The sequence below is a fragment of the Pseudomonas fitomaticsae genome (assembly GCF_021018765.1).
GTDB lineage: Bacteria > Pseudomonadota > Gammaproteobacteria > Pseudomonadales > Pseudomonadaceae > Aquipseudomonas > Aquipseudomonas fitomaticsae.
This window is the reverse complement of sequence record NZ_CP075567.1, coordinates 1,501,593-1,522,597: the sequence shown is the minus strand read 5'-3', so window position 1 is coordinate 1,522,597 and position 21,005 is coordinate 1,501,593. Positions and strand designations below refer to the sequence as shown.

General features: G+C 60.8%; 18 protein-coding genes. 12 read left to right on the top strand and 6 right to left on the bottom strand.

Features of this window, described 5'->3' with window-relative positions; genetic code table 11:
* Position 1: 1 nt before the first annotated feature.
* From frr to rpsB, 4 genes are all read right to left on the bottom strand, one after another.
* Positions 2 to 559 carry a ribosome recycling factor gene (gene frr, locus KJY40_RS06710; RefSeq protein ID WP_230735728.1) on the bottom strand — a complete coding sequence of 186 codons (558 nt, stop codon included), beginning with the start codon at positions 557 to 559 and terminating at the stop codon, positions 2 to 4.
* Positions 556 to 1,299: a UMP kinase gene (gene pyrH / locus KJY40_RS06705; RefSeq protein WP_011332683.1), complete on the bottom strand. Its 744-nt coding sequence runs from the start codon at positions 1,297 to 1,299 to the stop codon at positions 556 to 558. The genes frr and pyrH overlap by 4 nt, the downstream gene beginning before the upstream one ends.
* Before the next feature lie 210 nt (positions 1,300 to 1,509).
* The gene (tsf, locus tag KJY40_RS06700; protein ID WP_230735726.1) at positions 1,510 to 2,373 is read right to left on the bottom strand and encodes a translation elongation factor Ts; all 864 of its coding nucleotides are present in this window, start codon (positions 2,371 to 2,373) and stop codon (positions 1,510 to 1,512) included.
* A 190-nt stretch (positions 2,374 to 2,563) separates the two neighbouring features.
* On the bottom strand, positions 2,564 to 3,301 hold the full coding sequence (rpsB, locus tag KJY40_RS06695; protein WP_008052780.1) for a 30S ribosomal protein S2: 738 nt from the start codon (positions 3,299 to 3,301) through the stop codon (positions 2,564 to 2,566).
* Between the two features lie 374 nt (positions 3,302 to 3,675).
* Here rpsB and map point away from each other — a divergent pair, with 374 nt between their 5' ends.
* The 5 genes from map (at position 3,676) to KJY40_RS06670 (ending at position 10,198) form a co-directional block, all read left to right on the top strand.
* The gene (gene map / locus KJY40_RS06690; protein ID WP_039769663.1) at positions 3,676 to 4,458 is read left to right on the top strand and encodes a type I methionyl aminopeptidase; all 783 of its coding nucleotides are present in this window, start codon (positions 3,676 to 3,678) and stop codon (positions 4,456 to 4,458) included.
* 41 nt (positions 4,459 to 4,499) lie between these two features.
* Positions 4,500 to 7,202 (top strand): [protein-PII] uridylyltransferase, encoded by a 2,703-nt coding sequence (locus KJY40_RS06685; RefSeq protein ID WP_007954768.1) that lies wholly within the window; start codon positions 4,500 to 4,502, stop codon positions 7,200 to 7,202.
* A gap of 43 nt (positions 7,203 to 7,245) precedes the next feature.
* Positions 7,246 to 8,445, top strand: coding sequence for a succinyldiaminopimelate transaminase (dapC, locus tag KJY40_RS06680; RefSeq protein WP_230735724.1), 1,200 nt, complete (start codon positions 7,246 to 7,248; stop codon positions 8,443 to 8,445).
* Between the two features lie 165 nt (positions 8,446 to 8,610).
* Complete coding sequence (locus KJY40_RS06675) at positions 8,611 to 9,345, top strand: M12 family metallopeptidase (protein ID WP_230735722.1); 735 nt, start codon at positions 8,611 to 8,613, stop codon at positions 9,343 to 9,345.
* Positions 9,346 to 9,526: 181 nt separating this feature from the next.
* Positions 9,527 to 10,198, top strand: a complete 672-nt coding sequence (locus KJY40_RS06670; RefSeq protein ID WP_230735720.1) for a zinc metalloprotease — start codon at positions 9,527 to 9,529, stop codon at positions 10,196 to 10,198.
* A 24-nt stretch (positions 10,199 to 10,222) separates the two neighbouring features.
* Here KJY40_RS06670 and KJY40_RS06665 read toward each other — a convergent pair whose 3' ends face one another.
* Entirely contained in the window at positions 10,223 to 11,860 is a 1,638-nt protein-coding gene (locus KJY40_RS06665) for a Na+/H+ antiporter (RefSeq protein WP_230735718.1), read from the bottom strand.
* A gap of 182 nt (positions 11,861 to 12,042) precedes the next feature.
* On the opposite strand from KJY40_RS06665, the gene KJY40_RS06660 reads away from it, so the two are divergent.
* The 4 genes from KJY40_RS06660 (at position 12,043) to KJY40_RS06645 (ending at position 15,203) form a co-directional block, all read left to right on the top strand.
* Positions 12,043 to 12,405, top strand: coding sequence for an ArsC family reductase (locus KJY40_RS06660; protein WP_003222107.1), 363 nt, complete (start codon positions 12,043 to 12,045; stop codon positions 12,403 to 12,405).
* A 31-nt stretch (positions 12,406 to 12,436) separates the two neighbouring features.
* Positions 12,437 to 13,471, top strand: coding sequence for a 2,3,4,5-tetrahydropyridine-2,6-dicarboxylate N-succinyltransferase (gene dapD / locus KJY40_RS06655; protein ID WP_007954762.1), 1,035 nt, complete (start codon positions 12,437 to 12,439; stop codon positions 13,469 to 13,471).
* A gap of 125 nt (positions 13,472 to 13,596) precedes the next feature.
* Positions 13,597 to 14,802 (top strand): aminotransferase class V-fold PLP-dependent enzyme, encoded by a 1,206-nt coding sequence (locus tag KJY40_RS06650; protein WP_230735716.1) that lies wholly within the window; start codon positions 13,597 to 13,599, stop codon positions 14,800 to 14,802.
* Positions 14,799 to 15,203 carry a SufE family protein gene (locus KJY40_RS06645; RefSeq protein ID WP_230735713.1) on the top strand — a complete coding sequence of 135 codons (405 nt, stop codon included), beginning with the start codon at positions 14,799 to 14,801 and terminating at the stop codon, positions 15,201 to 15,203. Before KJY40_RS06650 ends, KJY40_RS06645 begins: the two co-directional genes overlap by 4 nt.
* Positions 15,204 to 15,228: 25 nt before the next feature.
* Here the strand turns inward: KJY40_RS06645 and tcdA are convergent, their stop codons facing one another.
* Positions 15,229 to 16,047 carry a tRNA cyclic N6-threonylcarbamoyladenosine(37) synthase TcdA gene (tcdA, locus tag KJY40_RS06640; protein WP_230735711.1) on the bottom strand — a complete coding sequence of 273 codons (819 nt, stop codon included), beginning with the start codon at positions 16,045 to 16,047 and terminating at the stop codon, positions 15,229 to 15,231.
* A 273-nt stretch (positions 16,048 to 16,320) separates the two neighbouring features.
* Between tcdA and KJY40_RS06635 the strand changes: the two genes are divergently transcribed.
* From KJY40_RS06635 to KJY40_RS06625, 3 genes are all read left to right on the top strand, one after another.
* A complete protein-coding gene (locus KJY40_RS06635) occupies positions 16,321 to 18,912 on the top strand; it encodes a glycosyltransferase (protein WP_230735709.1) in 2,592 nt (863 codons plus the stop codon).
* Positions 18,913 to 19,010: 98 nt separating this feature from the next.
* Positions 19,011 to 20,162: a succinyl-diaminopimelate desuccinylase gene (gene dapE, locus KJY40_RS06630; RefSeq protein ID WP_007954755.1), complete on the top strand. Its 1,152-nt coding sequence runs from the start codon at positions 19,011 to 19,013 to the stop codon at positions 20,160 to 20,162.
* On the top strand, positions 20,162 to 20,971 hold the full coding sequence (locus KJY40_RS06625; RefSeq protein WP_007954754.1) for a putative RNA methyltransferase: 810 nt from the start codon (positions 20,162 to 20,164) through the stop codon (positions 20,969 to 20,971). The genes dapE and KJY40_RS06625 overlap by 1 nt, the downstream gene beginning before the upstream one ends.
* The last annotated feature ends 34 nt before the right edge of the window (positions 20,972 to 21,005 follow it).

Genomic DNA, 21,005 nt, shown 5'->3' with positions numbered 1-21,005 from the left:
CTTATACGGCCATCAGGTCTTTTTCTTTCTCGGCCAGCTTAGCGTCGATTTCAGCCACGAATTTCTTGGTCAGATCGTCGATTTCGCCAGTGGCGCGACGCTCTTCGTCTTCGCTGATTTCCTTTTCCTTGACCAGATCCTTCAGCGAGCTGTTGGCATCGCGACGGATGTTGCGCACCGCGACACGGGCGTCTTCCGCCACGTCACGGGCCTGCTTGGTGAAACCGCGACGGGTTTCTTCGGTCAGGGCCGGCATGCTGATCAGCAGCAGTTCACCCAGGTTGGTCGGGTTCAGGTTCAGACCTGCACTGCCGATGGCCTTGTCGACGGCGCCCAGCATGTTGCGCTCGAACGCAACGACCTGCAGGGTACGAGCGTCCTTGACGGTGATGTTGGCCACTTGCTTGATCGGGGTGTCAGCGCCGTAGTACGGCACCATCACGCCTTCCAGGATGCTCGGGTGCGCCTGACCGGTGCGGATACGACCGAAGTTGTGAGCCAGAGACTCGACGGACTTCGTCATGCGCTCTTTAGCGTCTTTCTTGATTTCGTTGATCATTGTTGGACTTCCTCGATCAGAGTGCCTTCAGCGCCACCATGCACGATGTTCAGCAGGGCACCCGGCTTGTTCATGTTAAATACGCGCAGCGGCATCTTGTGATCGCGGCACAGGCAGATAGCCGTCAGATCCATTACACCCAGCTTGCGATCCAGTACTTCATCGTATGTCAGATGATCGAACTTCTCGGCATGCGGGTCCTTGAACGGGTCAGCGGTGTAGACGCCATCGACCTTGGTCGCCTTGAGCACGACGTCCGCGTCGATTTCAATGGCGCGCAGGCAGGCTGCCGAATCCGTGGTAAAGAACGGATTGCCGGTACCGGCCGCGAAAATCACCACGTCCTTGGAGTTCAGGTGGCGCATGGCCTTGCGACGGTCATAGTGATCGGTTACGCCAACCATGGAAATGGCCGACATCACGATGGCCGAGATATTGGCACGCTCCAGCGCGTCGCGCATGGCCAGGGCGTTCATCACAGTGGCCAGCATGCCCATGTGGTCGCCCGTTACCCGATCCATGCCGGCCTTGCTCAGGGCTTCACCGCGGAACAGGTTGCCACCGCCGATTACCAGACCGACCTGGACGCCGATACCGACCAGCTGGCCGACTTCCAGCGCCATGCGATCCAGCACTTTCGGATCGATCCCGAACTCTTCCGAGCCCATCAGGGCCTCGCCGCTAAGCTTGAGTAGAATGCGTTTATAGCGAGCCTGATAACCACTGCCCTGCTGAGCCATTGCGAATCTCTCCTGCGGCGTATTTTAAAAATTCTTTGCGAGCTGTTTACAGCTGGCGTTCACTCTAGCTTGGCGCTGCTTCAGCGCCATCGGAACATGGCTTTGTAAGTCAGTTCCAAGGGGAAACCAATTAAAATTGGTAACCCTATCTGAAAAGAGGCTGCGCGCGTGAGCGGGCAGCCTCTTTCGGGCGACAGTTGAAAAACCGTCTTATTGCTTGGCGGCAGCCAGCTGGGCAGCAACTTCTTCAGCGAAGTTGTCGACCGGCTTCTCGATGCCTTCGCCTACCTTGAAGTAGGTGAAGGAAACGATTTCAGCGCCGCCTTTCTTGGCCAGTTCGCCAACCTTGACTTCAGGGTTCTTGACGAACGCCTGCTCAACCAGGCTCGCTTCTGCCAGGAACTTGCTGATACGGCCTTTGACCATGTTCTCAACAATGTTTTCTGGCTTGCCTTTGATTTTTTCTTCGTTCAACTGCAGGAACACAGCTTTTTCACGCTCGATCGCTTCGTCGGAGACTTGCGAAGGCAGCAGGAACTCAGGGTTGCTTGCAGCAACGTGCATCGCGATGTCTTTGGCCAGCTCGACGTCGCCGCCTTTCAGGACAACAGCAACACCGATCTTGTTGCCGTGCAGGTAGGTGCCGACTACGTCGCCTTCTACGCGCACCAGGCGACGGATGTTCACGTTCTCGCCTACTTTGGCAACCAGCGCTTCGCGAGCGGCTTCTTGAGCAGCGATCAGCGGAGCTGCGTCGGTCAGCTTGTCAGCGAATGCTTTGTCAACGCTGGCAGCAACGAAGTTTTTGAAGTCGTCCTGCAGAGCCAGGAAGTCGGTCTGCGAGTTGACTTCGATCAGAACGGCAGCCTTGCCGTCGTCCTTGATGGCGATAGCGCCTTCAGCGGCAACGTTGCCAGCTTTCTTGGCTGCCTTGATGGCGCCCGAAGCACGCATGTCATCAATGGCTTTTTCGATGTCGCCGCCAGCCTTTTCCAGGGCTTTCTTGCAATCCATCATGCCTTCGCCGGTACGCTCGCGCAGTTCTTTGACCAACGCTGCAGTAATTGCTGCCATTTTCAAATTCCTCTTGGATAGGTTTTCAACCATTCCACCCGATCGAACGGGCGTTCAATTCTTCCCGAGCCACCTTGTAGCCGCTGCACGTTACAGATGCTGTAGCTGCGCTGCCGACAAATGGTTTTCGAGGTGGCAAAAAGGGGGCCAAGCCCCCTTTTTGCTTACTGAGTCAACGCCAGGGCGTCAATTACTCAGCTGCAGCCTGAGTTTCTTCAGCTGCGAATTCTACAGTACCGCCAGCAACGTTGTTGCGACCGCGGATTACTGCGTCAGCCATCGAACCCATGTACAGCTGGATAGCGCGGATTGCGTCATCGTTGCCTGGGATGATGTAGTCAACGCCTTCCGGGCTGCTGTTGGTATCGACAACGCCGATGACCGGGATGCCCAGCTTGTTGGCTTCGGTGATCGCGATGCGCTCGTGGTCAACGTCGATCACGAACAGTGCGTCTGGCAGACCGCCCATGTCCTTGATGCCGCCCAGGGAGCGATCCAGCTTCTCAAGATCGCGAGTGCGCATCAGCGCTTCTTTCTTGGTCAGCTTGGCGAAAGTACCGTCTTCGGCTTGTACTTCAAGGTCACGCAGACGCTTGATGGAAGCACGAATGGTTTTGAAGTTGGTCAGCATGCCGCCCAACCAGCGGTGATCGACGTACGGCGAACCGCAACGTGCTGCTTCTTCAGCAACGATCTTGCCAGCGGAACGCTTGGTGCCGACGAACAGAATCTTGTTTTTGCCCTGGGCCAGACGCTCTACGAAAGTCAGAGCTTCGTTGAACATTGGCAGGGTTTTTTCAAGGTTGATGATGTGAATCTTGTTACGCGCGCCGAAAATGTACTTGCCCATTTTCGGATTCCAGTAACGGGTTTGGTGACCGAAGTGCACACCGGCCTTCAGCATATCGCGCATGTTGACTTGGGACATGATAGTTCCTTGATAAGTCGGGTTGGGCCTCCACGCATCCCAATGACCAACCATTGATCCGAGGATCAAAGGCACCCAGGCCATCGTGTCGACACGTGTGTGGGTTAATGCTCTCGGGGCTATCCCCGGAAAGCGGCGCATTTTATACCACAGGGACGACGCAAACGGAACCCGGAATCTGCAATCGCGTCAGGGACATGCGCGCCAGCCCCTTGGAATCGGGACAATGCACCGCATTGTATAGAGAGAAGCGATGCACGCAGGCGCGGATTTGCGCCTTCGGTCTGTTAGAATCGCGTTTTTCGGGGCCGCCAAATCAACAGCTGCGCCCCTGTTCGTATCAGCAAGCGCCGCCGAGCGCAGAGAGAGCCTGTATGACCGTCACCCTCAAAACCCCCGAGGACATCGCTGGCATGCGTGTCGCCGGCAAACTGGCCGCCGATGTGCTGGAAATGATTGCCGAGCACGTCAAGCCGGGCGTGACCACCGATGAGCTGAATCAGATCTGCCACGACTATATCGTCAACGTGCAGCAGGCCATCCCCGCCCCGCTCAACTACAAGGGCTACCCGAAGTCGATCTGCACCTCGATCAACCATGTGGTCTGCCACGGTATCCCGAACGACAAGCCGCTGAAAAACGGCGACACCCTGAACATTGACGTCACCGTGATCAAGGACGGCTACCACGGCGACACCAGCCGCATGTTCCACGTCGGCACCGTACCGGTCTGGGCCGAACGCCTGTCCCAGGTCACCCAGGAATGCATGTACAAGGCGATCGAGATCGTCAAACCCGGCTGCCGCCTCGGCGACATCGGCGAAATCATCCAGAAGCACGCGGAAAAGAACGGCTTCTCGGTGGTGCGCGAGTTCTGCGGCCACGGCATCGGCAAGGTGTTCCACGAAGAGCCGCAGATCCTGCACTACGGCCGCGCCGGCACCGGCATGGAACTGAAAGCCGGCATGACCTTCACCATCGAGCCGATGATCAACCAGGGCAAGGCCGACACCAAAGTACTGGGCGACGGCTGGACCGCGATCACCAAGGATCGCAAGCTGTCGGCACAGTGGGAACACACTTTGCTTGTCACCGACACCGGCTACGAGATCTTCACCCTGCGCAGCGACGACACCATTCCGCGCATCTCGGCCTGATTCCAGACACCGTTCCCAGCCTATAGAAGGAAAGCCAATCGATGCCGCAGGTGGATCCCGAACTTTTCGACCGCGGCCAGTTCCAGGCTGAACTGGCCCTGAAAGCGAGTCCCATCGCGGCGTTCAAGAAGGCGATCCGCCAGGCCCGCGAGGTGCTCGATGCACGTTTTCGGGCCGGTCGCGATATCCGGCGACTGATCGAAGACCGGGCCTGGTTCGTCGACAACATCCTGCAAAAGGCCTGGGACCAGTTCGACTGGAGCGAAGACGCCGATATCGCGCTGGTCGCGGTCGGCGGCTACGGTCGCGGTGAGCTGCACCCCTACTCCGACATCGATCTGCTGATCCTGCTGGACAGCGCCGACCACGAAATTTTCCGCGATTCCATCGAGCGTTTTCTGACGCTGCTGTGGGACATCGGCCTGGAAGTCGGTCAGAGCGTTCGCTCGGTCGACGAGTGCGCCGAAGAGGCCCGCGCCGACCTGACGGTGGTCACCAACCTGATGGAAAGCCGCACCATCTGCGGCCCCGAGCGCCTGCGCCAGCGCATGCTCGACGTCACCAGCACCGCACACATGTGGCCGAGCAAGGATTTCTTCCTGGCCAAACGCGCCGAGCAGAAGGCTCGCCATCACAAATACAACGACACCGAATACAACCTGGAACCCAACGTCAAAGGCTCGCCCGGCGGACTACGGGATATTCAGACGATTCTGTGGGTGGCCCGTCGTCAGTACGGCACCCTGAACTTGCGCGCCCTGGCCGGCGAAGGCTTCCTGGTGGAGAGTGAAAACGCCCTGCTGGCCTCCTCCCAGGAATTTCTCTGGAAGGTGCGTTACGCCCTGCACATGCTGGCCGGTCGCTCTGAAGACCGTCTGCTGTTCGATCACCAGCGCACCATTGCCGGACTGCTGGGTTTTGAGGGCGACGACGCCAAACAGGCCGTCGAAAACTTCATGCAGCAGTATTTCCGGGTGGTGATGAGCATCGCCCAGCTCAGCGACCTGATCATCCAGCACTTCGAAGAAGTCATCCTCGCGCCGGAAGACGAAGCGCCGCCGCAGCCGATCAACTCGCGCTTCCAGCTGCACGACGGCTACATCGAAGCTCGTAACGACAATGTGTTCCGCCGCACGCCGTTCGCCATGCTCGAGATCTTCGTACTGATGGCCCAGCAGCCGGAAATCAAAGGCGTGCGCGCCGACACCATTCGCCTGCTGCGGGAAAACCGTCACCTGATCGACGACAACTTCCGCAACGACATCCGCAACACCAGCCTGTTCATCGAACTGTTCAAGTGCAAGATCGGCATCCACCGCAACCTGCGGCGGATGAACCGTTACGGCATCCTCGGGCGTTATCTGCCGGAGTTCGGCTTTATCGTGGGGCAGATGCAGCACGACCTGTTCCACATCTATACGGTCGATGCGCACACGCTGAATCTGATCAAACACCTGCGCAAGTTGCAGTACACCCAGGTGTCGGAGAAATTCCCGCTGGCAGCCAAGCTCATGGCGAAACTGCCCAAGCCTGAACTCATTTATATGGCGGGCCTGTATCACGACATCGGCAAGGGCCGGCATGGCGATCACTCGGAGATCGGCGCGGTCGATGCCGAGGCGTTCTGCCAGCGGCACCAACTGCCGGTGTGGGACAGCCGTCTGATCGTGTGGCTGGTGCAGAATCACCTGGTGATGTCGACCACCGCCCAGCGCAAGGACCTGTCCGACCCGCAGGTGATCCATGACTTCGCCCTGGCGGTCGGTGACGAAACCCGTCTCGACTACCTGTACGTGCTGACCGTGGCCGACATCAACGCGACCAACCCGACCCTGTGGAACTCGTGGCGTGCCAGCCTGTTGCGTCAGCTCTACACCGAAACCAAGCGCGCCCTGCGCCGTGGCCTGGAGAATCCGGTGGATCGCGAAGAGCAGATCCGCCAGACCCAGAGCGCAGCGCTGGACATTCTGGTACGCGGCGGCACCGATCCGGATGACGTCGAGCAATTGTGGGCGCAACTGGGCGACGACTACTTCCTGCGTCACACCGCCGGCGACGTGGCCTGGCACACCGACGCCATCCTCCAGCAACCGGCCGACGGCGGTCCGCTGGTGCTGATCAAGGAAACCACCCAGCGCGAATTCGAGGGCGGCACGCAGATATTCATCTATGCGCCGGACCAGCACGACTTCTTCGCCGTGACCGTGGCCGCGATGGACCAGCTCAACCTGAACATTCACGACGCCCGGGTCATCACATCCAGCAGCCAGTTCACCCTCGACACCTATATCGTGCTCGACACCGATGGCGACTCGATCGGCGACAATCCGGTCCGGGTCAAACAGATTCGCGATGGTCTTACCGAAGCCCTGCGCAACCCGGCCGACTACCCGACGATCATCCAGCGTCGGGTGCCGCGCCAGCTCAAGCATTTCGCGTTCGCCCCGCAGGTGACGATCCACAACGATGCCCAGCGCCCGGTGACGGTGCTGGAACTCACTGCGCCGGATCGTCCGGGCCTACTGGCTCGAGTCGGCGGGATTTTCCTCGAGTTCGACCTGTCGCTGCAGAACGCCAAGATCGCCACCCTGGGCGAGCGGGTGGAAGACGTGTTCTTCATCACCGACGCCCACAATCAACCGCTGTCCGACCCGCTGCTGTGCAGCCGTTTGCAGGATGCCATCGTCGAACAGTTGAGCGTCAATCAGGAACCCGATATCAAACTGTCGCGCATCAGCATTTGACTGCGCGCCCGGATTCAACCGCTTTGCACGAGATCCAGCACCGATGAACAACGCTCTGTCCCAGCTTCAGCCCTACCCGTTCGAAAAGCTCCGCGCCCTGCTCGGCAGCGTCACGCCAAACCCGGACAAGCGCCCGATCGCGCTGTCCATCGGCGAACCGAAGCACCGCTCGCCAAGCTTTGTCGCCGAGGCGCTGGCGAACAATCTGGATCAGATGGCGGTGTACCCGACCACCCTCGGCATTCCGGCTCTGCGCGAAGCCATCGCCGCCTGGTGCGAGCGTCGCTTCAACGTGCCGAGCGGCTGGATCGACCCGGCGCGCAACGTGCTGCCGGTCAACGGCACCCGTGAAGCGCTGTTCGCCTTCACCCAGACCGTGGTCAACCGTGGCGACGACGCGCTGGTCGTCAGCCCGAACCCGTTCTATCAGATCTACGAAGGCGCTGCGTTCCTCGCCGGGGCCAAGCCGCATTACCTGCCGTGCCTGGACGAGAACGGCTTCAACCCGGACTTCGACGCGGTGTCGCCGGACATCTGGAAACGCTGCCAGATCCTGTTCCTGTGCTCGCCGGGCAACCCGACCGGCGCGCTGATTCCGGTCGATGTGTTGAAAAAGCTGATCGCCCTGGCCGACGAGTACAACTTCGTGATTGCCGCCGACGAGTGCTACAGCGAGCTGTACTTCGACGAGCAGACCCCGCCGCCGGGTCTGCTCAGCGCCTGCGCCGAACTGGGTCGCAAGGATTTCAAGCGTTGCGTGGTGTTCCACAGCCTGTCCAAGCGCTCGAACCTGCCGGGCCTGCGCTCCGGTTTCGTTGCCGGCGATGCCGACATCCTTAAAGGCTTTTTGTTGTATCGCACCTACCACGGCTGCGCGATGCCGGTTCAGACCCAACTGGCCAGCGTCGCCGCGTGGAATGACGAAGTGCACGTACGTGCCAACCGAGCGCTGTATCGCGAGAAGTTCGATGCCGTGCTGGCGATCCTCAGCCCGGTGATGGACGTGCAGCGTCCGGATGGCAGCTTCTATCTGTGGCCGAATGTGCAAGGTGACGATGCCGCGTTCTGCCGAGATCTGTTTGCCGAAGAACACGTGACCGTGGTGCCGGGGTCGTACCTGTCCCGTGACGTCGATGGCGTCAATCCGGGGGCCGGGCGCGTGCGCATGGCACTGGTTGCGCCACTGGCCGAGTGCGTCGAAGCGGCCGAGCGCATTCGCGACTTCGTCCTGCGCCACAAGTAATGCATTAACGCCCGTGCCGGGCAATCCGGCACGGGTGGTCAAACATCACGCAACACTTCCTCCGTTTTTCTTATCTCGTCTTTGCGCAGCCAGACGTTAGTCTTGAGTCGCGCCCTTGTGCGCATGACCCAAAACCGATCTTCAACTTCATGGAAGAAGTAAACAATGAAAGAACTTCTGGATTGCCAACTGATTCAGTGGCCTGACAATCAGGCCGCTTACACCGCCGCTATCAACGAGAACCCGACAAATGCCGGCACCCAAAGCACACCCGGCTCTCGCCGCAAACGTTCGGTGGTCAATTACTCGAAACTCTGGGCCAATGGTCGCACGTTGAAAATAGCCTTCATGGATGCACCCGACGCCGCCCGCAGAACAGGGATTATCAATGCCGCCAGCAAATGGCTGCCCTATATCAACCTCAAGTTTGAATTCGTCGACGATCTTAAGGGTGATATCCGCATCGCCACCCAAAACAATAACAACAGTTCGATGCTGGGCACCGATGCCCTGTTGATACATCCCGACCATCCGACGATGAACCTGGGCGTCAAGCCGGACCACGCCGACTTCGAGGTCATCGTAATGCACGAGTTCGGCCATGCGCTGGGCGCCATGCATGAGCATCAGCACCCACAAGCCAATATCCCATGGGATAAACCCAAGGTGTACGCGTTTTATCAGAATCGGGAAATGAATCCGCTGACCCGCGAACAGGTCGACCGCAACCTGTTCGCGCCCTTCGATACGCTGGATGCGCTTTATACCGCCTACGACAAGCGCTCGATCATGCATCACCCTGTATCGAACGCCCTGACGATCGGCAACTGGGAAGTTCCGACAAACCGCAAGATCAGCAAAAAAGACAAACAGTTGATGAAGCTGCTATATCCAAAGTAATTCGGACACTGAAAACGACAAAGTTCGCCAGGTGCAACGCCTGGCGAACTTCAACTGAAAACACACTGCCTTACATCAAACAACTTTCACAAGTTCACGACCTTCACTAACTTCTTCACCACCCGGCCACATCCAACTCCGGGACCCTTTAGTTATTCCCTGCAAGTAAGGACACTTGAACATGAATCAAACACCTAACGAATCCACCCGCAAAAAACGCGCGATCGGCAAACCGGCCCACTTCTGGATGCCGGGCCAGACATTGCGCATCGCCTTCCTGAGTGGCAACCAGGCGTTCAAGGATGCTGTCAAAGCGGCAGCGAGCAACTGGCTACCTCACATCAATCTGAAGTTCGATTTTGTCGAAGGAGAGTCGGGGGATATTCGTATCAGCAGTGAGCCAGGGATCTACTGGTCGGTGATCGGAAACAATGCCCTGCTGGTCGAGGAAGGTCCGACCATGCGGCTCTCGCCCGATCTGCGCACTCCGACATTTTTCGCCGCCAATGTGATGCACGAGTTCGGGCATGCACTGGGTGCCGAACATGAGCACCTGCACCCTGAGTCAAACATCCCCTGGAACAAGCCTGCGGTGTACGCTGCACACGGGGTGGACGAAAACGCCGACGAAGACGACTACGCCCGCCGATCTGTCGATGAACAGTACTTCAACCTGCTCGACGCCAGCGATTTCGACTATTCGCCTTACGATCCGAAATCGATCATGCATTACGCTGTACGTCAGAGCTGGACCCACGGCGACTTCAAGATTGATCTGAATCTGGTGCTCAGTGAAAAGGACAAGGCGTTCATGGCGAAGGCCTATCCCTACCCCGTTGCACAAACGGCGTAACCAGCACGGGACAAGTCAATGCGATTACTTGACCTGCCCCAGATTCGCTTCACTCAAATCCAGTTCCCCCAACACTTCACGCAGCACGTCATCACCGATCTGGTGCTGACGACTGAGGCTGTACAACTCGAGGCGTTGCGCGCGCAGCGCCTTGAGTCGCAGGCGGCGCTCCAGCAGATCCATCTGGAACGCCAGCGCCTGGGCCTCGGCCGAATCATTGAACACCTCCAGTTGATGGCGGTACTCGGACATGATCCGGGCCTTGAGCTCCGCCGCCAGCGCGGCTTGCGCGGCGTCCTGCGGGTTGACCTCTTCGGTCTCCAGCGCATGGATCGCCGCTTCGGCGGTCTTGCGCCAGGCGTCGCGCACTTCCTGACGGCGTTTGTCGTCCGGGCTCTTTTCGATGCCGCGCAACAGCAACAGCAACGGCAGCGCAATACAGGCCGCCACCAGCGACAACAGGATCACCCCGGCGGCGATGAAGATCAGCAAATCACGCTCGGGAAACGCCTCACTGCCCATCAGCATCGGTACCGACATCACACCTGCCAGCGTCACCGCACCGCGCACGCCACCGACGGTCAACAACCAGCAGGAACGAGCCGTCGGCACCTGCGTCAATTCACCCTTGCCGCGCAACCGCCGCAACAGCACCGACAAACGCCAGATGCTTTGCACCCAGATGAAGCGCAACAGCACCAGCGCCAGAAAGATTGCCACCACATCGAGACAGCGATAGAACAGGGTCGGCCACAACGAGGTCTCGTGGCTGACCACCGCTTTAATGATGTCCGGCAATTGCAGACCGAGCAGCAGGAAGATCAGACCGTTGAAGGCGAACTCCAGCAGCGACCAGACACTGCGGTTGAGCAAACGGGTGCTGGTCTGGCGCGGCAGCAGATCGAGCCAGCTCTGCATCATCCCCGCCGCCACCGCCGAAAGAATGCCCGACGCGCCAAGCCGTTCGGCCAGCACGTAAGCGGCAAACGGCAGCAGCAACATGAACACCACGTGGGTCGCCGGATCGTCCCAGCCCCGGGCGATCATCCAGGCGCGCAACCGGCCGACCAGCCAGCTCAGCGCCACACCCACCGCCAGCCCGCCAACCGCGACCAGCACGAAGGTCAGGCTCGCGTTGGCCAATGAGAATGCCCCGGTGATCGCCGCGACAAGCGCGAACTTGAAAGTCACCAGGCCTGACGCATCGTTCATCAGCGCCTCGCCTTGCAACATGTGCATCAGCGGCGTGGGCAAACGGTTTTGCGCGATGGCCGAGACCGCCACGGCGTCGGTCGGCGACAGCACCGCCGCCAGCGCAAAAGCCACCGGCAGGGGAATCGTCGGCAGCAGCCAATGAATGAAGTAGCCGGCACCGACCACGGTAAACAGCACCAACCCGACCGCGAGCGTCAACACCGGCCCGCGCAGGCGCCACAATTCGCGCTTGGGCATGCGCCAGCCATCGGAAAACAGCAGCGGCGGCAGGAACAGAAACAGGAACAGTTCGGGATCAAGGGCCACGTGCAGGCCGAGGGTCGGCCAGGCCAGCAAGGCACCGGCGGCAATCTGCACCAGTGGCAACGGCAGCGGAATCACCCGTCCCACCAGGCGCGAGACACTGACCAGCATCAGCAGGATCAGGACGGTATAAGCAGTTTGCATAAAGCGGAAATCCCGGACAATCGACAGCGTTGAACTGCCATATTAGCCGCTTAGGCTGTGGCTGACCGTTGCACCTATGTCGCAGGCGCCCACAGCAGAAGCAACCTCGGCGCCGCGAAACCGTCTGGTCATGGCATAATCCGACACCATTTTTTTCCAGCACCTGTAAAGGGGGCGATTCCTTGACCGTTTCAAGCAAAACGTTGCACCTTTTCGGCATCAAAGCCTGCGACACCATGAAAAAGGCGCGCACCTGGCTCGATGAACACGCTGTCAGCTATGACTTCCATGATTACAAGACCGCCGGCATTGACCGTGAGCACCTGACCCAATGGTGCGACGAGCATGGCTGGCAAACGGTGTTGAACCGCGCAGGCACGACCTTTCGCAAACTCGACGACGAACGCAAAGCCGATCTCGACCAGTCGAAAGCCATCGAACTGATGCTCGCTCAACCCTCGATGATCAAGCGCCCGGTGCTCGATCTCGGTGACCGAACCCTGATTGGCTTCAAGCCAGATATCTACGCGGCCGCGCTCAAGTAAGCAGCCCGTCACTTTTTGTAGAGGTATTCACATGTCCAACTCCCTGTTCAGTATCGCCTTCGGCGTCGGCACCCAGAACCGTCAAGGCGCATGGCTGGAAGTGTTCTACGCCCAGCCACTGTTGAACCCTTCGGCCGAACTGGTTGCCGCTGTTGCACCGATCCTCGGCTACACCGAAGGCAACCAGGCCATCACCTTCACCACCGCACAAGCCGCCCAACTGGCTGAAGCCGTGAAAGGCATCGACGCGGTACAAGGCAAGCTGCTGACTCGTCTGGCTGAAAGCCACAAGCCGCTGGTCGCCACCCTGCTGGCCGAAGACGCTCAACTGACCTCGACTCCTGAGGCTTATCTGAAGCTGCATCTGCTGTCCCATCGTCTGGTCAAGCCGCACGGCGTGAGCCTGGCCGGGATCTTCCCGCTGCTGCCAAACGTGGCCTGGACCAGCCAGGGCGCGATCGACCTGAGCGAACTGGCCGAGCTGCAACTCGAAGCCCGTCTGCGCGGCGAGCTGCTGGAAGTGTTCTCGGTGGACAAGTTCCCGAAAATGACCGACTACGTGGTACCGGCCGGCGTTCGTATCGCTGACGCTGCACGTCTGCGCCTGGGCGCCTACGTGGGCGAAGGCACCACCGTGATGCACGAAGGTTTCATCAACTTCAACGCCGGCACCGAAGGCCCGGGCATGATCGAAGGCCGCGTATCCGCTGGCGTATTCGTCGGCAAGGGTTCCGACCTGGGCGGCGGCTGCTCGACCATGGGCACCCTGTCGGGCGGCGGCAACATCGTGATCAAGGTCGGCGAAGGCTGCCTGATCGGCGCCAACGCCGGTATCGGTATCCCGTTGGGCGATCGCAACACCGTCGAGTCGGGCCTGTACGTGACCGCCGGCACCAAGGTTGCACTGCTGGACGAGCACAACAACCTGGTCAAAGTGGTCAAGGCCCGTGAACTGGCCGGTCAGACCGACCTGCTGTTCCGTCGCAATTCGGAAACCGGCGCTGTGGAATGCAAGACCCACAAATCGGCGATCGAACTGAACGAAGCGCTGCACGCTCACAACTAAGCGCCAGAAGCTCACCTGAGAGAGCCGGTCTGTTTGCGATGGCGTTCGAACGATCGCCATCGCGGGCAAGCCCGCTCCCACAGGGTTCGGCGTTAACCCGCCCATCTTCACCAGGGCTTGAAACCGTGATGATTCCCTCCCCCTGGCGCGCCGATTTCCCGGCCATCGCCGCCCTGCAACGGCAAGACCAGACTTACCTGGACAACGCCGCCACCACGCAAAAACCCCAGGCCCTGCTCGACGCGCTGGCGCATTACTACGCCAATGGCGCGGCCAACGTGCATCGTGCCCAGCACCTGCCCGGCGCCCACGCCACGCAGGCGTTCGAGGATTGCCGCCTGAAGGTCGCCCAGTGGCTGAATGCCGGTGACAGCGGGCAGATCATCTTCACCCACGGCGCCACCAGTGCGCTGAATCTCCTGGCTTATGGCCTGGAACATCTTTTCCATCCGGGCGACGAAATTGTCATCAGCGCCCTGGAGCATCACGCCAACCTGCTGCCGTGGCAGCAACTGGCACAACGTCGCGACCTGAAGCTGGTGATCCTGCCGCTGGACGATGACGGTGTGATCGACCTCGCCGCTGCCGTTCACCTGATTGGCCCGCGCACTCGCTTGCTGGCGGTCAGCCAGTTGTCCAACGTGCTTGGCGCCTGGCAACCGTTGCCGGCGCTGCTGGCGATGGCCAAGGCGCACAACGCGCTGACCGTGGTCGATGGCGCTCAAGGCGTGGTTCACGGCCGGCATGACGTGCAGGCGCTGAGTTGCGACTTTTACGTGTTTTCCAGCCACAAGCTGTATGGCCCCGATGGCCTTGGCGTGCTGTTCGGGCGTAACGCGGCGCTTGAACAACTGCGCCCGTGGCAGTTCGGCGGCGAGATGGTGCTGGAAGCCAATTATCACGAATCCCGTTTCCGCCCCGCCCCCTTGGGCTTCGAGGCCGGAACGCCGCCGATTGCCAGCGTGATCGGCCTTGGTGCGACCCTCGACTACCTCGCGGGTCTGGATCAGGACGCGGTGTCCGCCCACGAAGCTGCACTGCACGATTATTTGTTGCGTGGTCTTGCGGCCCGCAACGGCATCCGTCTGCTGGGCAAGCCGCAACTGGCGCTGGCCAGTTTTGTCGTGGAAGGTGTGCACAACGCTGATCTGGCGCATTTGCTGACCGAGCAAGGCATCGCCGTGCGTGCCGGGCACCACTGCGCGATGCCGCTGCTCAAGCGTTTCGAACTGGCCGGGGCGATTCGTGTGTCGCTGGCGCTGTACAACGATTCCGAGGATCTGGAGCGGTTCTTTGAAGCGCTGGATCAGGCGCTGGAGCTGTTGCGATGAGCCTGCCGGTCGAGGCCGCCGAGGCGCTGCAAACGTTTCAGAACGCCGCCGGCTGGGAACAGCGGGCGCGACTGTTGATGCAGTTCGGTGATCGCCTGCCGCCACTGAGCGATGCGTACAAGTGCGAGGCCAACCGGGTGCACGGCTGTGAAAGCCAGGTATGGCTGGTCGGTGAATTGCGCGACGGCCACTGGCAGTTCTCAGCCAGCAGCGATGCGCGGATGATTCGCGGGTTGGTGGCGTTGTTGCTGCTGCGGGTCAACGGCTTGACCGCTGGCGAGTTGCAGCAGGTGGATCTGCCGGACTGGTTCAATCAGTTGGGACTGTCGCGGCAGCTGTCGCCGTCGCGCAGCAATGGCTTGAATGCCGTGCTGCAGCGGATGAATGAATTGGCGCGATAAAAGGGTTGCTGCGCAGCCCTGGGCTTCAGGCCTGAGGCTTGACCCGATCCGCCGGGCGCCGAACGCCCGCCACAATCTTGTCCACCGCCTTGGTCGCCGCGACCATGCCGAACGTCGCCGTCACCATCATCACCGCGCCAAAACCGCCGGCACAGTCCAGCTTCACGCCGTCGCCGACAAAACTTTTCTGCAGGCAGATGCTGCCGTCCGGTTTCGGATAGCGCAGTTGTTCGGTGGAGAACACGCACGGCACGCTGTAATGACGGGTCACGGTGCGCGAGAAGCCATAATCGCGACGCAGCGTCGAGCGCACTTTCGAGGCCAGTGGATCGTTGAAGGTGCGATTGAGGTCGCAAACCTGAATCAGCGTGGGATCGATCTGCCCGCCAGCGCCGCCGGTGGTGATGATCTGGATCTTGCGCCGTTTGCACCAGGCGATCAGCGCAGCCTTGGCGTTGACTGCGTCGATGCAGTCGATCACGCAGTCGATGTTCGGCGTGATGTATTCGGCCATGGTGTCGCGGGTGACGAAGTCCGCCACGGCGTGCACCTCGCAGTCCGGGTTGATCCCGCGCAGACGCTCGGCCATCACCTCGACCTTGGGTTTGCCGACGGTGCTGTCCAGCGCATGCAACTGGCGGTTGGCGTTGCTGACGCAGACGTCGTCGAGGTCGAACAGCGAAATCTCGCCCACCCCGCAACGGGCCATGGCTTCCGCCGCCCAGGAACCGACGCCGCCAACGCCGACAATCGCCACGTGGGCTGCACGCAGGCGCTCGAGGCCCTCGATGCCATACAAACGGGCGATGCCTGCAAACCGCGGATCTTCTGTACTCATGACCATTACCCTAAAAACCGGCGCGCATTATAGGGCCGTCGGCGGCCAAGAGCATCTTTGCGCTATGAACGGCGAACGCGCCTGCTTTAATTAAAGCTGTACCTAACAAAGATTTGTCTTACATGCTGAAACGAAAGAACTTAAGTCAGACTGGATTGCCCAACGTCCGGCATTTCCCTGTCTCTTGTAGGACTCAGCGAACTGCCGGTGTAGGATGCGCGCCCTCAGGCGTCAACCAGCCGACCCTTCGTTCCACAGCCTTTGGAACCCGACACAGCTATGTCATCGCGTAAATTTGGACTCAACCTGGTGGTGGTTCTGGCAATCGCCGCCCTGTTCACCGGTTTCTGGGCGCTGATCAACCGCCCCGTCTCCGCACCGAACTGGCCGGAGCAGATCTCCGGTTTCTCCTATTCACCGTTCCAGCAGGGACAGTTCCCACAGAAGGATCAGTATCCGTCCGACGATGAAATGCGCCGCGACCTGGAGATCATGAGCAAGCTGACGGACAACATCCGCATCTACTCGGTCGACGGCTCCCTGCAGGACATCCCCAAACTCGCTGAAGAATTCGGTCTGCGCGTGACGCTGGGGATCTGGATCAGCCCCGACCAGGAACGCAACGAGCGGGAAATCACCCGCGCCATCGAACTGGCCAACACGTCGCGCAGCGTGGTTCGCGTGGTGGTCGGTAACGAAGCGATCTTCCGCAAGGAAATCACCGCCGCACAACTCAGCGTGCTGCTCGACCGCGTGCGCGCGGCAGTCAAAGTGCCGGTGACCACCTCCGAACAGTGGCACGTCTGGGAAGAGCACCCGGAGCTGGCCAAGCACGTCGACCTGATCGCCGCCCACGTTCTGCCTTACTGGGAATTCATTCCGGTGGACAAGGCCGGGCAGTTCGTCTTCGACCGCGCCCGCGACCTGAAAAAGATGTTCCCGAAAAAGCCGCTGCTGCTGTCCGAAGTGGGCTGGCCGAGCAACGGCCGCATGCGCGGTGGCGCCGATGCGTCGCCGGCGGATCAGGCGATCTACCTGCGCACGCTGGTCAACAAACTCAACCGCCAGGGCTTCAACTACTTCGTGATCGAAGCGTTCGACCAGCCGTGGAAGGCCAGCGACGAAGGCTCGGTCGGCGCTTACTGGGGCGTGTTCAACGCCGCGCGCCAACAGAAATTCAACTTCGAAGGCCCGGTGGTGGCGATCCCGCAATGGCGCGTGCTGGCCATCGGCTCCGTGGTGCTGGCGCTGTTGTCGCTGACCCTGCTGATGATCGACGGCTCGGCCCTGCGTCAGCGTGGCCGTACCTTCCTGACCTTTATCGCGTTCCTGTGCGGTTCGGTGCTGGTGTGGATCGGTTATGACTACAGCCAGCAATACAGCACGTGGTTCAGCCTGACGGTGGGCTTCCTGCTGGCGCTCGGTGCGCTCGGGGTGTTCATTGTGCTGCTGACCGAGGCCCACGAACTGGCCGAGGCGGTGTGGATTCACAAGCGTCGCCGTGAATTCCTGCCGGTGGTCGGCGATTCGGATTACCGCCCGAAAGTCTCGATCCACGTGCCCTGCTACAACGAGCCGCCGGAGATGGTCAAACAGACCCTCAACGCCCTGGCCAACCTCGATTATCCGGACTTCGAAGTCCTGATCATCGACAACAACACCAAGGACCCGGCGGTCTGGGAACCGGTGCGCGACTACTGCGAAACCCTCGGCCCGCGCTTCAAGTTCTTCCACGTCTCGCCCCTGGCCGGTTTCAAGGGCGGTGCGCTCAACTACCTGATCCCGCACACCGCCAAGGATGCCGAAGTGATCGCGGTGATCGACTCCGACTACTGCGTGCACCCGAACTGGCTCAAGCACATGGTGCCGCACTTCGCCGACCCGAAAATCGCCGTGGTGCAGTCGCCGCAGGATTACCGCGACCAGAACGAAAGCACCTTCAAGAAGCTCTGCTACGCCGAATACAAAGGCTTCTTCCACATCGGCATGGTCACCCGCAACGACCGCGACGCGATCATCCAGCACGGCACCATGACCATGACCCGTCGTTCGGTCCTGGAAGAACTGGGCTGGGCCGACTGGTGCATCTGTGAAGACGCCGAACTCGGTCTGCGGGTATTCGAGAAAGGCCTGTCGGCGGCGTATTACCACGACAGTTACGGCAAGGGTCTGATGCCGGACACCTTCATCGACTTCAAGAAGCAGCGTTTCCGCTGGGCCTACGGTGCGATCCAGATCATCAAGCGCCACACCCGCAGCCTGCTGCGTGGCAAGGACACCGAACTGACTCGCGGCCAGCGTTACCACTTCCTCGCGGGCTGGCTGCCGTGGGTGGCGGACGGCATGAACATCTTCTTCACCGTCGGCGCGCTGTTGTGGTCGGCGGCGATGATCATCGTGCCGCAACGGGTCGATCCGCCGCTGCTGATCTTCGCGATCCCGCCGCTGGCGCTGTTCGTGTTCAAGGTCGGCAAGATCATCTTCCTCTACCGTCGCGCCGTGGGCGTGAACCTCAAGGATGCGTTCTGCGCGGCATTGGCCGGACTGGCGTTGTCGCACACCATCGCCAAAGCGGTGCTGTACGGCTTCTTCACCAGCAGCATTCCGTTCTTCCGCACCCCGAAAAACGCCGACAACCATGGCTTCTGGGTGGCGATTTCCGAAGCCCGGGAAGAGCTGTTCATCATGCTGCTGTTGTGGGGCGCGGCGCTGGGGATCTTCCTGGTGCAGGGCATTCCGAGCAACGACATGCGCTTCTGGGTGGCCATGCTGCTGGTGCAGTCACTGCCGTACGTGGCGGCGCTGATCATGGCGTTCCTGTCGTCGCTGCCAAAACCAACGGCTGCGCCTGAACCGGCACCGGTGGTCTAAATCCTTCCGGATGCACTAAACGGCGGCCAATGGTCGCCGTTTTGCTTTAAGATAACCGCCATTTTGCGCGCCTTGCCCCCCAGCTTTCGGAGTTTTCCATGACGGCCCACGCCGACCTTTCGCCGACCCTCCAACTCGCCATCGACCTGATCCGCCGTCCGTCCGTGACGCCGGTCGACGCCGATTGCCAGAAGCAGATGATGCAGCGCCTGGGCGATGCCGGTTTCCAGCTGGAACCGATGCGCATCGAAGATGTGGATAACTTCTGGGCGACTCACGGCAAAGGCGACGGCCCGGTGCTGTGCTTCGCCGGCCACACCGACGTGGTGCCGACCGGCCCGGTGACCGCGTGGCAGATCGACCCGTTCAACGCGGTGATCGACGAGCACGGCATGCTCTGCGGCCGTGGTGCGGCGGACATGAAGGGCAGCCTGGCCTCGATGACCGTGGCGGCCGAGCGCTTCGTCGCCGACTACCCGGATCACAAGGGCAAGGTCGCGTTCCTGATCACCAGCGACGAAGAAGGCCCGGCGCATCACGGCACCAAGGCTGTGGTCGAGCGCCTGGCAGCCCGTAACGAGCGTCTGGACTGGTGCATCGTCGGCGAACCGTCGAGCACCACGCTGGTGGGCGACGTGGTGAAGAACGGTCGTCGTGGCTCCCTCGGCGCCAAACTGACCGTACGCGGTGTGCAGGGCCACGTGGCCTATCCGCACCTGGCGAAGAACCCGATTCACCTCGCCGCCCCGGCTCTGGCCGAACTGGCTGCCGAGCATTGGGATCACGGCAACGATTTCTTCCCGCCGACCAGTTTCCAGATTTCCAACGTCAACTCCGGCACCGGCGCGACCAACGTGATTCCGGGCGATCTGGTGGCGTTGTTCAACTTCCGCTTCTCCACCGAATCGACCGTCGAAGGCCTGCAGAAGCGCGTCGCCGATATCCTCGACAAGCACGGTCTGGACTGGCACATCGACTGGGCGCTGTCCGGTCTGCCGTTCCTCACCGAGCCGGGCGCGCTGCTCGACGCGGTGTCGTCGAGCATCAAGCAGATCACCGGCCGCGAGACCAAAGCGTCTACCAGCGGCGGCACCTCCGACGGTCGTTTCATCGCGACCATGGGCACGCAGGTTGTTGAACTGGGCCCGGTCAACGCGACCATCCACCAGGTCAACGAGCGCGTGCTGGCGGCCGATCTCGACGTGCTGACCGAGATCTACTACCAGACCCTGATCAAGTTGCTCGCCTGATGCTCGCGTGCCCGATCTGCAGTGAACCGCTGAACGCGGTGGACAACGGCGTGGTCTGCCCCGCTGGCCACCGCTTCGACCGCGCGCGTCAGGGTTATCTGAACCTGCTGCCGGTGCAGCACAAGAACAGCCGCGATCCCGGTGACAATCAGGCGATGGTCGAGGCCCGCCGCGACTTTCTGAACGCCGGGCATTACGCGCCGGTGGCCAAGCGTCTGGCGGAACTGGCGGCGGGTTATGCGCCGGCGCGCTGGGTCGATATCGGTTGTGGCGAGGGTTACTACACCGCGCAGATCGCCGAGGCCTTGCCCGATGCTGACGGTTACGCGCTGGATATCTCGAAGGAAGCGGTCAAACGCGCCTGCAAACGCAATCCGGCGCTGACGTGGTTGATTGCGAGCATGGCCCGCGTGCCATTGGCTTCCGGCAGCTGCCAGTTTCTGGCCAGCGTTTTCAGCCCGCTGGACTGGGAAGAAGCCAAGCGTCTGCTCAGCGTCGGCGGCGGCCTGATGAAAGTCGGCCCGACCAGCGGCCATCTGATGGAACTGCGCGAACGCCTGTACGACGAAGTGCGCGAGTACACCGACGACAAGCACCTGGCCCTGGTGCCGGAAGGCATGGCGCTGGCGCACAGTGAAACCCTGGAATTCAAACTGACGCTGGACAAGCCCGAGGATCGCGCCAACCTGCTGGCGATGACGCCCCACGGCTGGCGCGCCAGTGCCGAGCGCCGCGCGGCGGTGATCGAACAGCCCGAGCCGTTCGTGACCACTGTCTCGATGCGCTACGATTATTTCGTTCTTCAATAACTTTTGGACTCGGGCAAGTAGCCCGGGGCCGGCT

Excerpts from the sequence above, each read along its gene's own strand:
- KJY40_RS06645 (WP_230735713.1), top strand. The coding sequence starts at position 14,799 with ATGAGCCTGCCGGTCGAGGCCGCCGAGGCGCTGCAAACGTTTCAGAAC.
- KJY40_RS06625 (WP_007954754.1), top strand. The coding sequence starts at position 20,162 with ATGCTCGCGTGCCCGATCTGCAGTGAACCGCTGAACGCGGTGGACAAC.
- KJY40_RS06675 (WP_230735722.1), top strand. The coding sequence starts at position 8,611 with ATGAAAGAACTTCTGGATTGCCAACTGATTCAGTGGCCTGACAATCAG.
- KJY40_RS06665 (WP_230735718.1), bottom strand. The coding sequence starts at position 11,860 with ATGCAAACTGCTTATACCGTCCTGATCCTGCTGATGCTGGTCAGTGTC.
- tcdA (WP_230735711.1), bottom strand. The coding sequence starts at position 16,047 with ATGGTCATGAGTACAGAAGATCCGCGGTTTGCAGGCATCGCCCGTTTG.
- rpsB (WP_008052780.1), bottom strand. The coding sequence starts at position 3,301 with ATGTCCCAAGTCAACATGCGCGATATGCTGAAGGCCGGTGTGCACTTC.
- dapD (WP_007954762.1), top strand. The coding sequence starts at position 12,437 with ATGTCCAACTCCCTGTTCAGTATCGCCTTCGGCGTCGGCACCCAGAAC.
- dapC (WP_230735724.1), top strand. The coding sequence starts at position 7,246 with ATGAACAACGCTCTGTCCCAGCTTCAGCCCTACCCGTTCGAAAAGCTC.
- dapE (WP_007954755.1), top strand. The coding sequence starts at position 19,011 with ATGACGGCCCACGCCGACCTTTCGCCGACCCTCCAACTCGCCATCGAC.
- frr (WP_230735728.1), bottom strand. The coding sequence starts at position 559 with ATGATCAACGAAATCAAGAAAGACGCTAAAGAGCGCATGACGAAGTCC.
- KJY40_RS06670 (WP_230735720.1), top strand. The coding sequence starts at position 9,527 with ATGAATCAAACACCTAACGAATCCACCCGCAAAAAACGCGCGATCGGC.
- pyrH (WP_011332683.1), bottom strand. The coding sequence starts at position 1,299 with ATGGCTCAGCAGGGCAGTGGTTATCAGGCTCGCTATAAACGCATTCTA.
- map (WP_039769663.1), top strand. The coding sequence starts at position 3,676 with ATGACCGTCACCCTCAAAACCCCCGAGGACATCGCTGGCATGCGTGTC.
- tsf (WP_230735726.1), bottom strand. The coding sequence starts at position 2,373 with ATGGCAGCAATTACTGCAGCGTTGGTCAAAGAACTGCGCGAGCGTACC.
- KJY40_RS06685 (WP_007954768.1), top strand. The coding sequence starts at position 4,500 with ATGCCGCAGGTGGATCCCGAACTTTTCGACCGCGGCCAGTTCCAGGCT.
- KJY40_RS06635 (WP_230735709.1), top strand. The coding sequence starts at position 16,321 with ATGTCATCGCGTAAATTTGGACTCAACCTGGTGGTGGTTCTGGCAATC.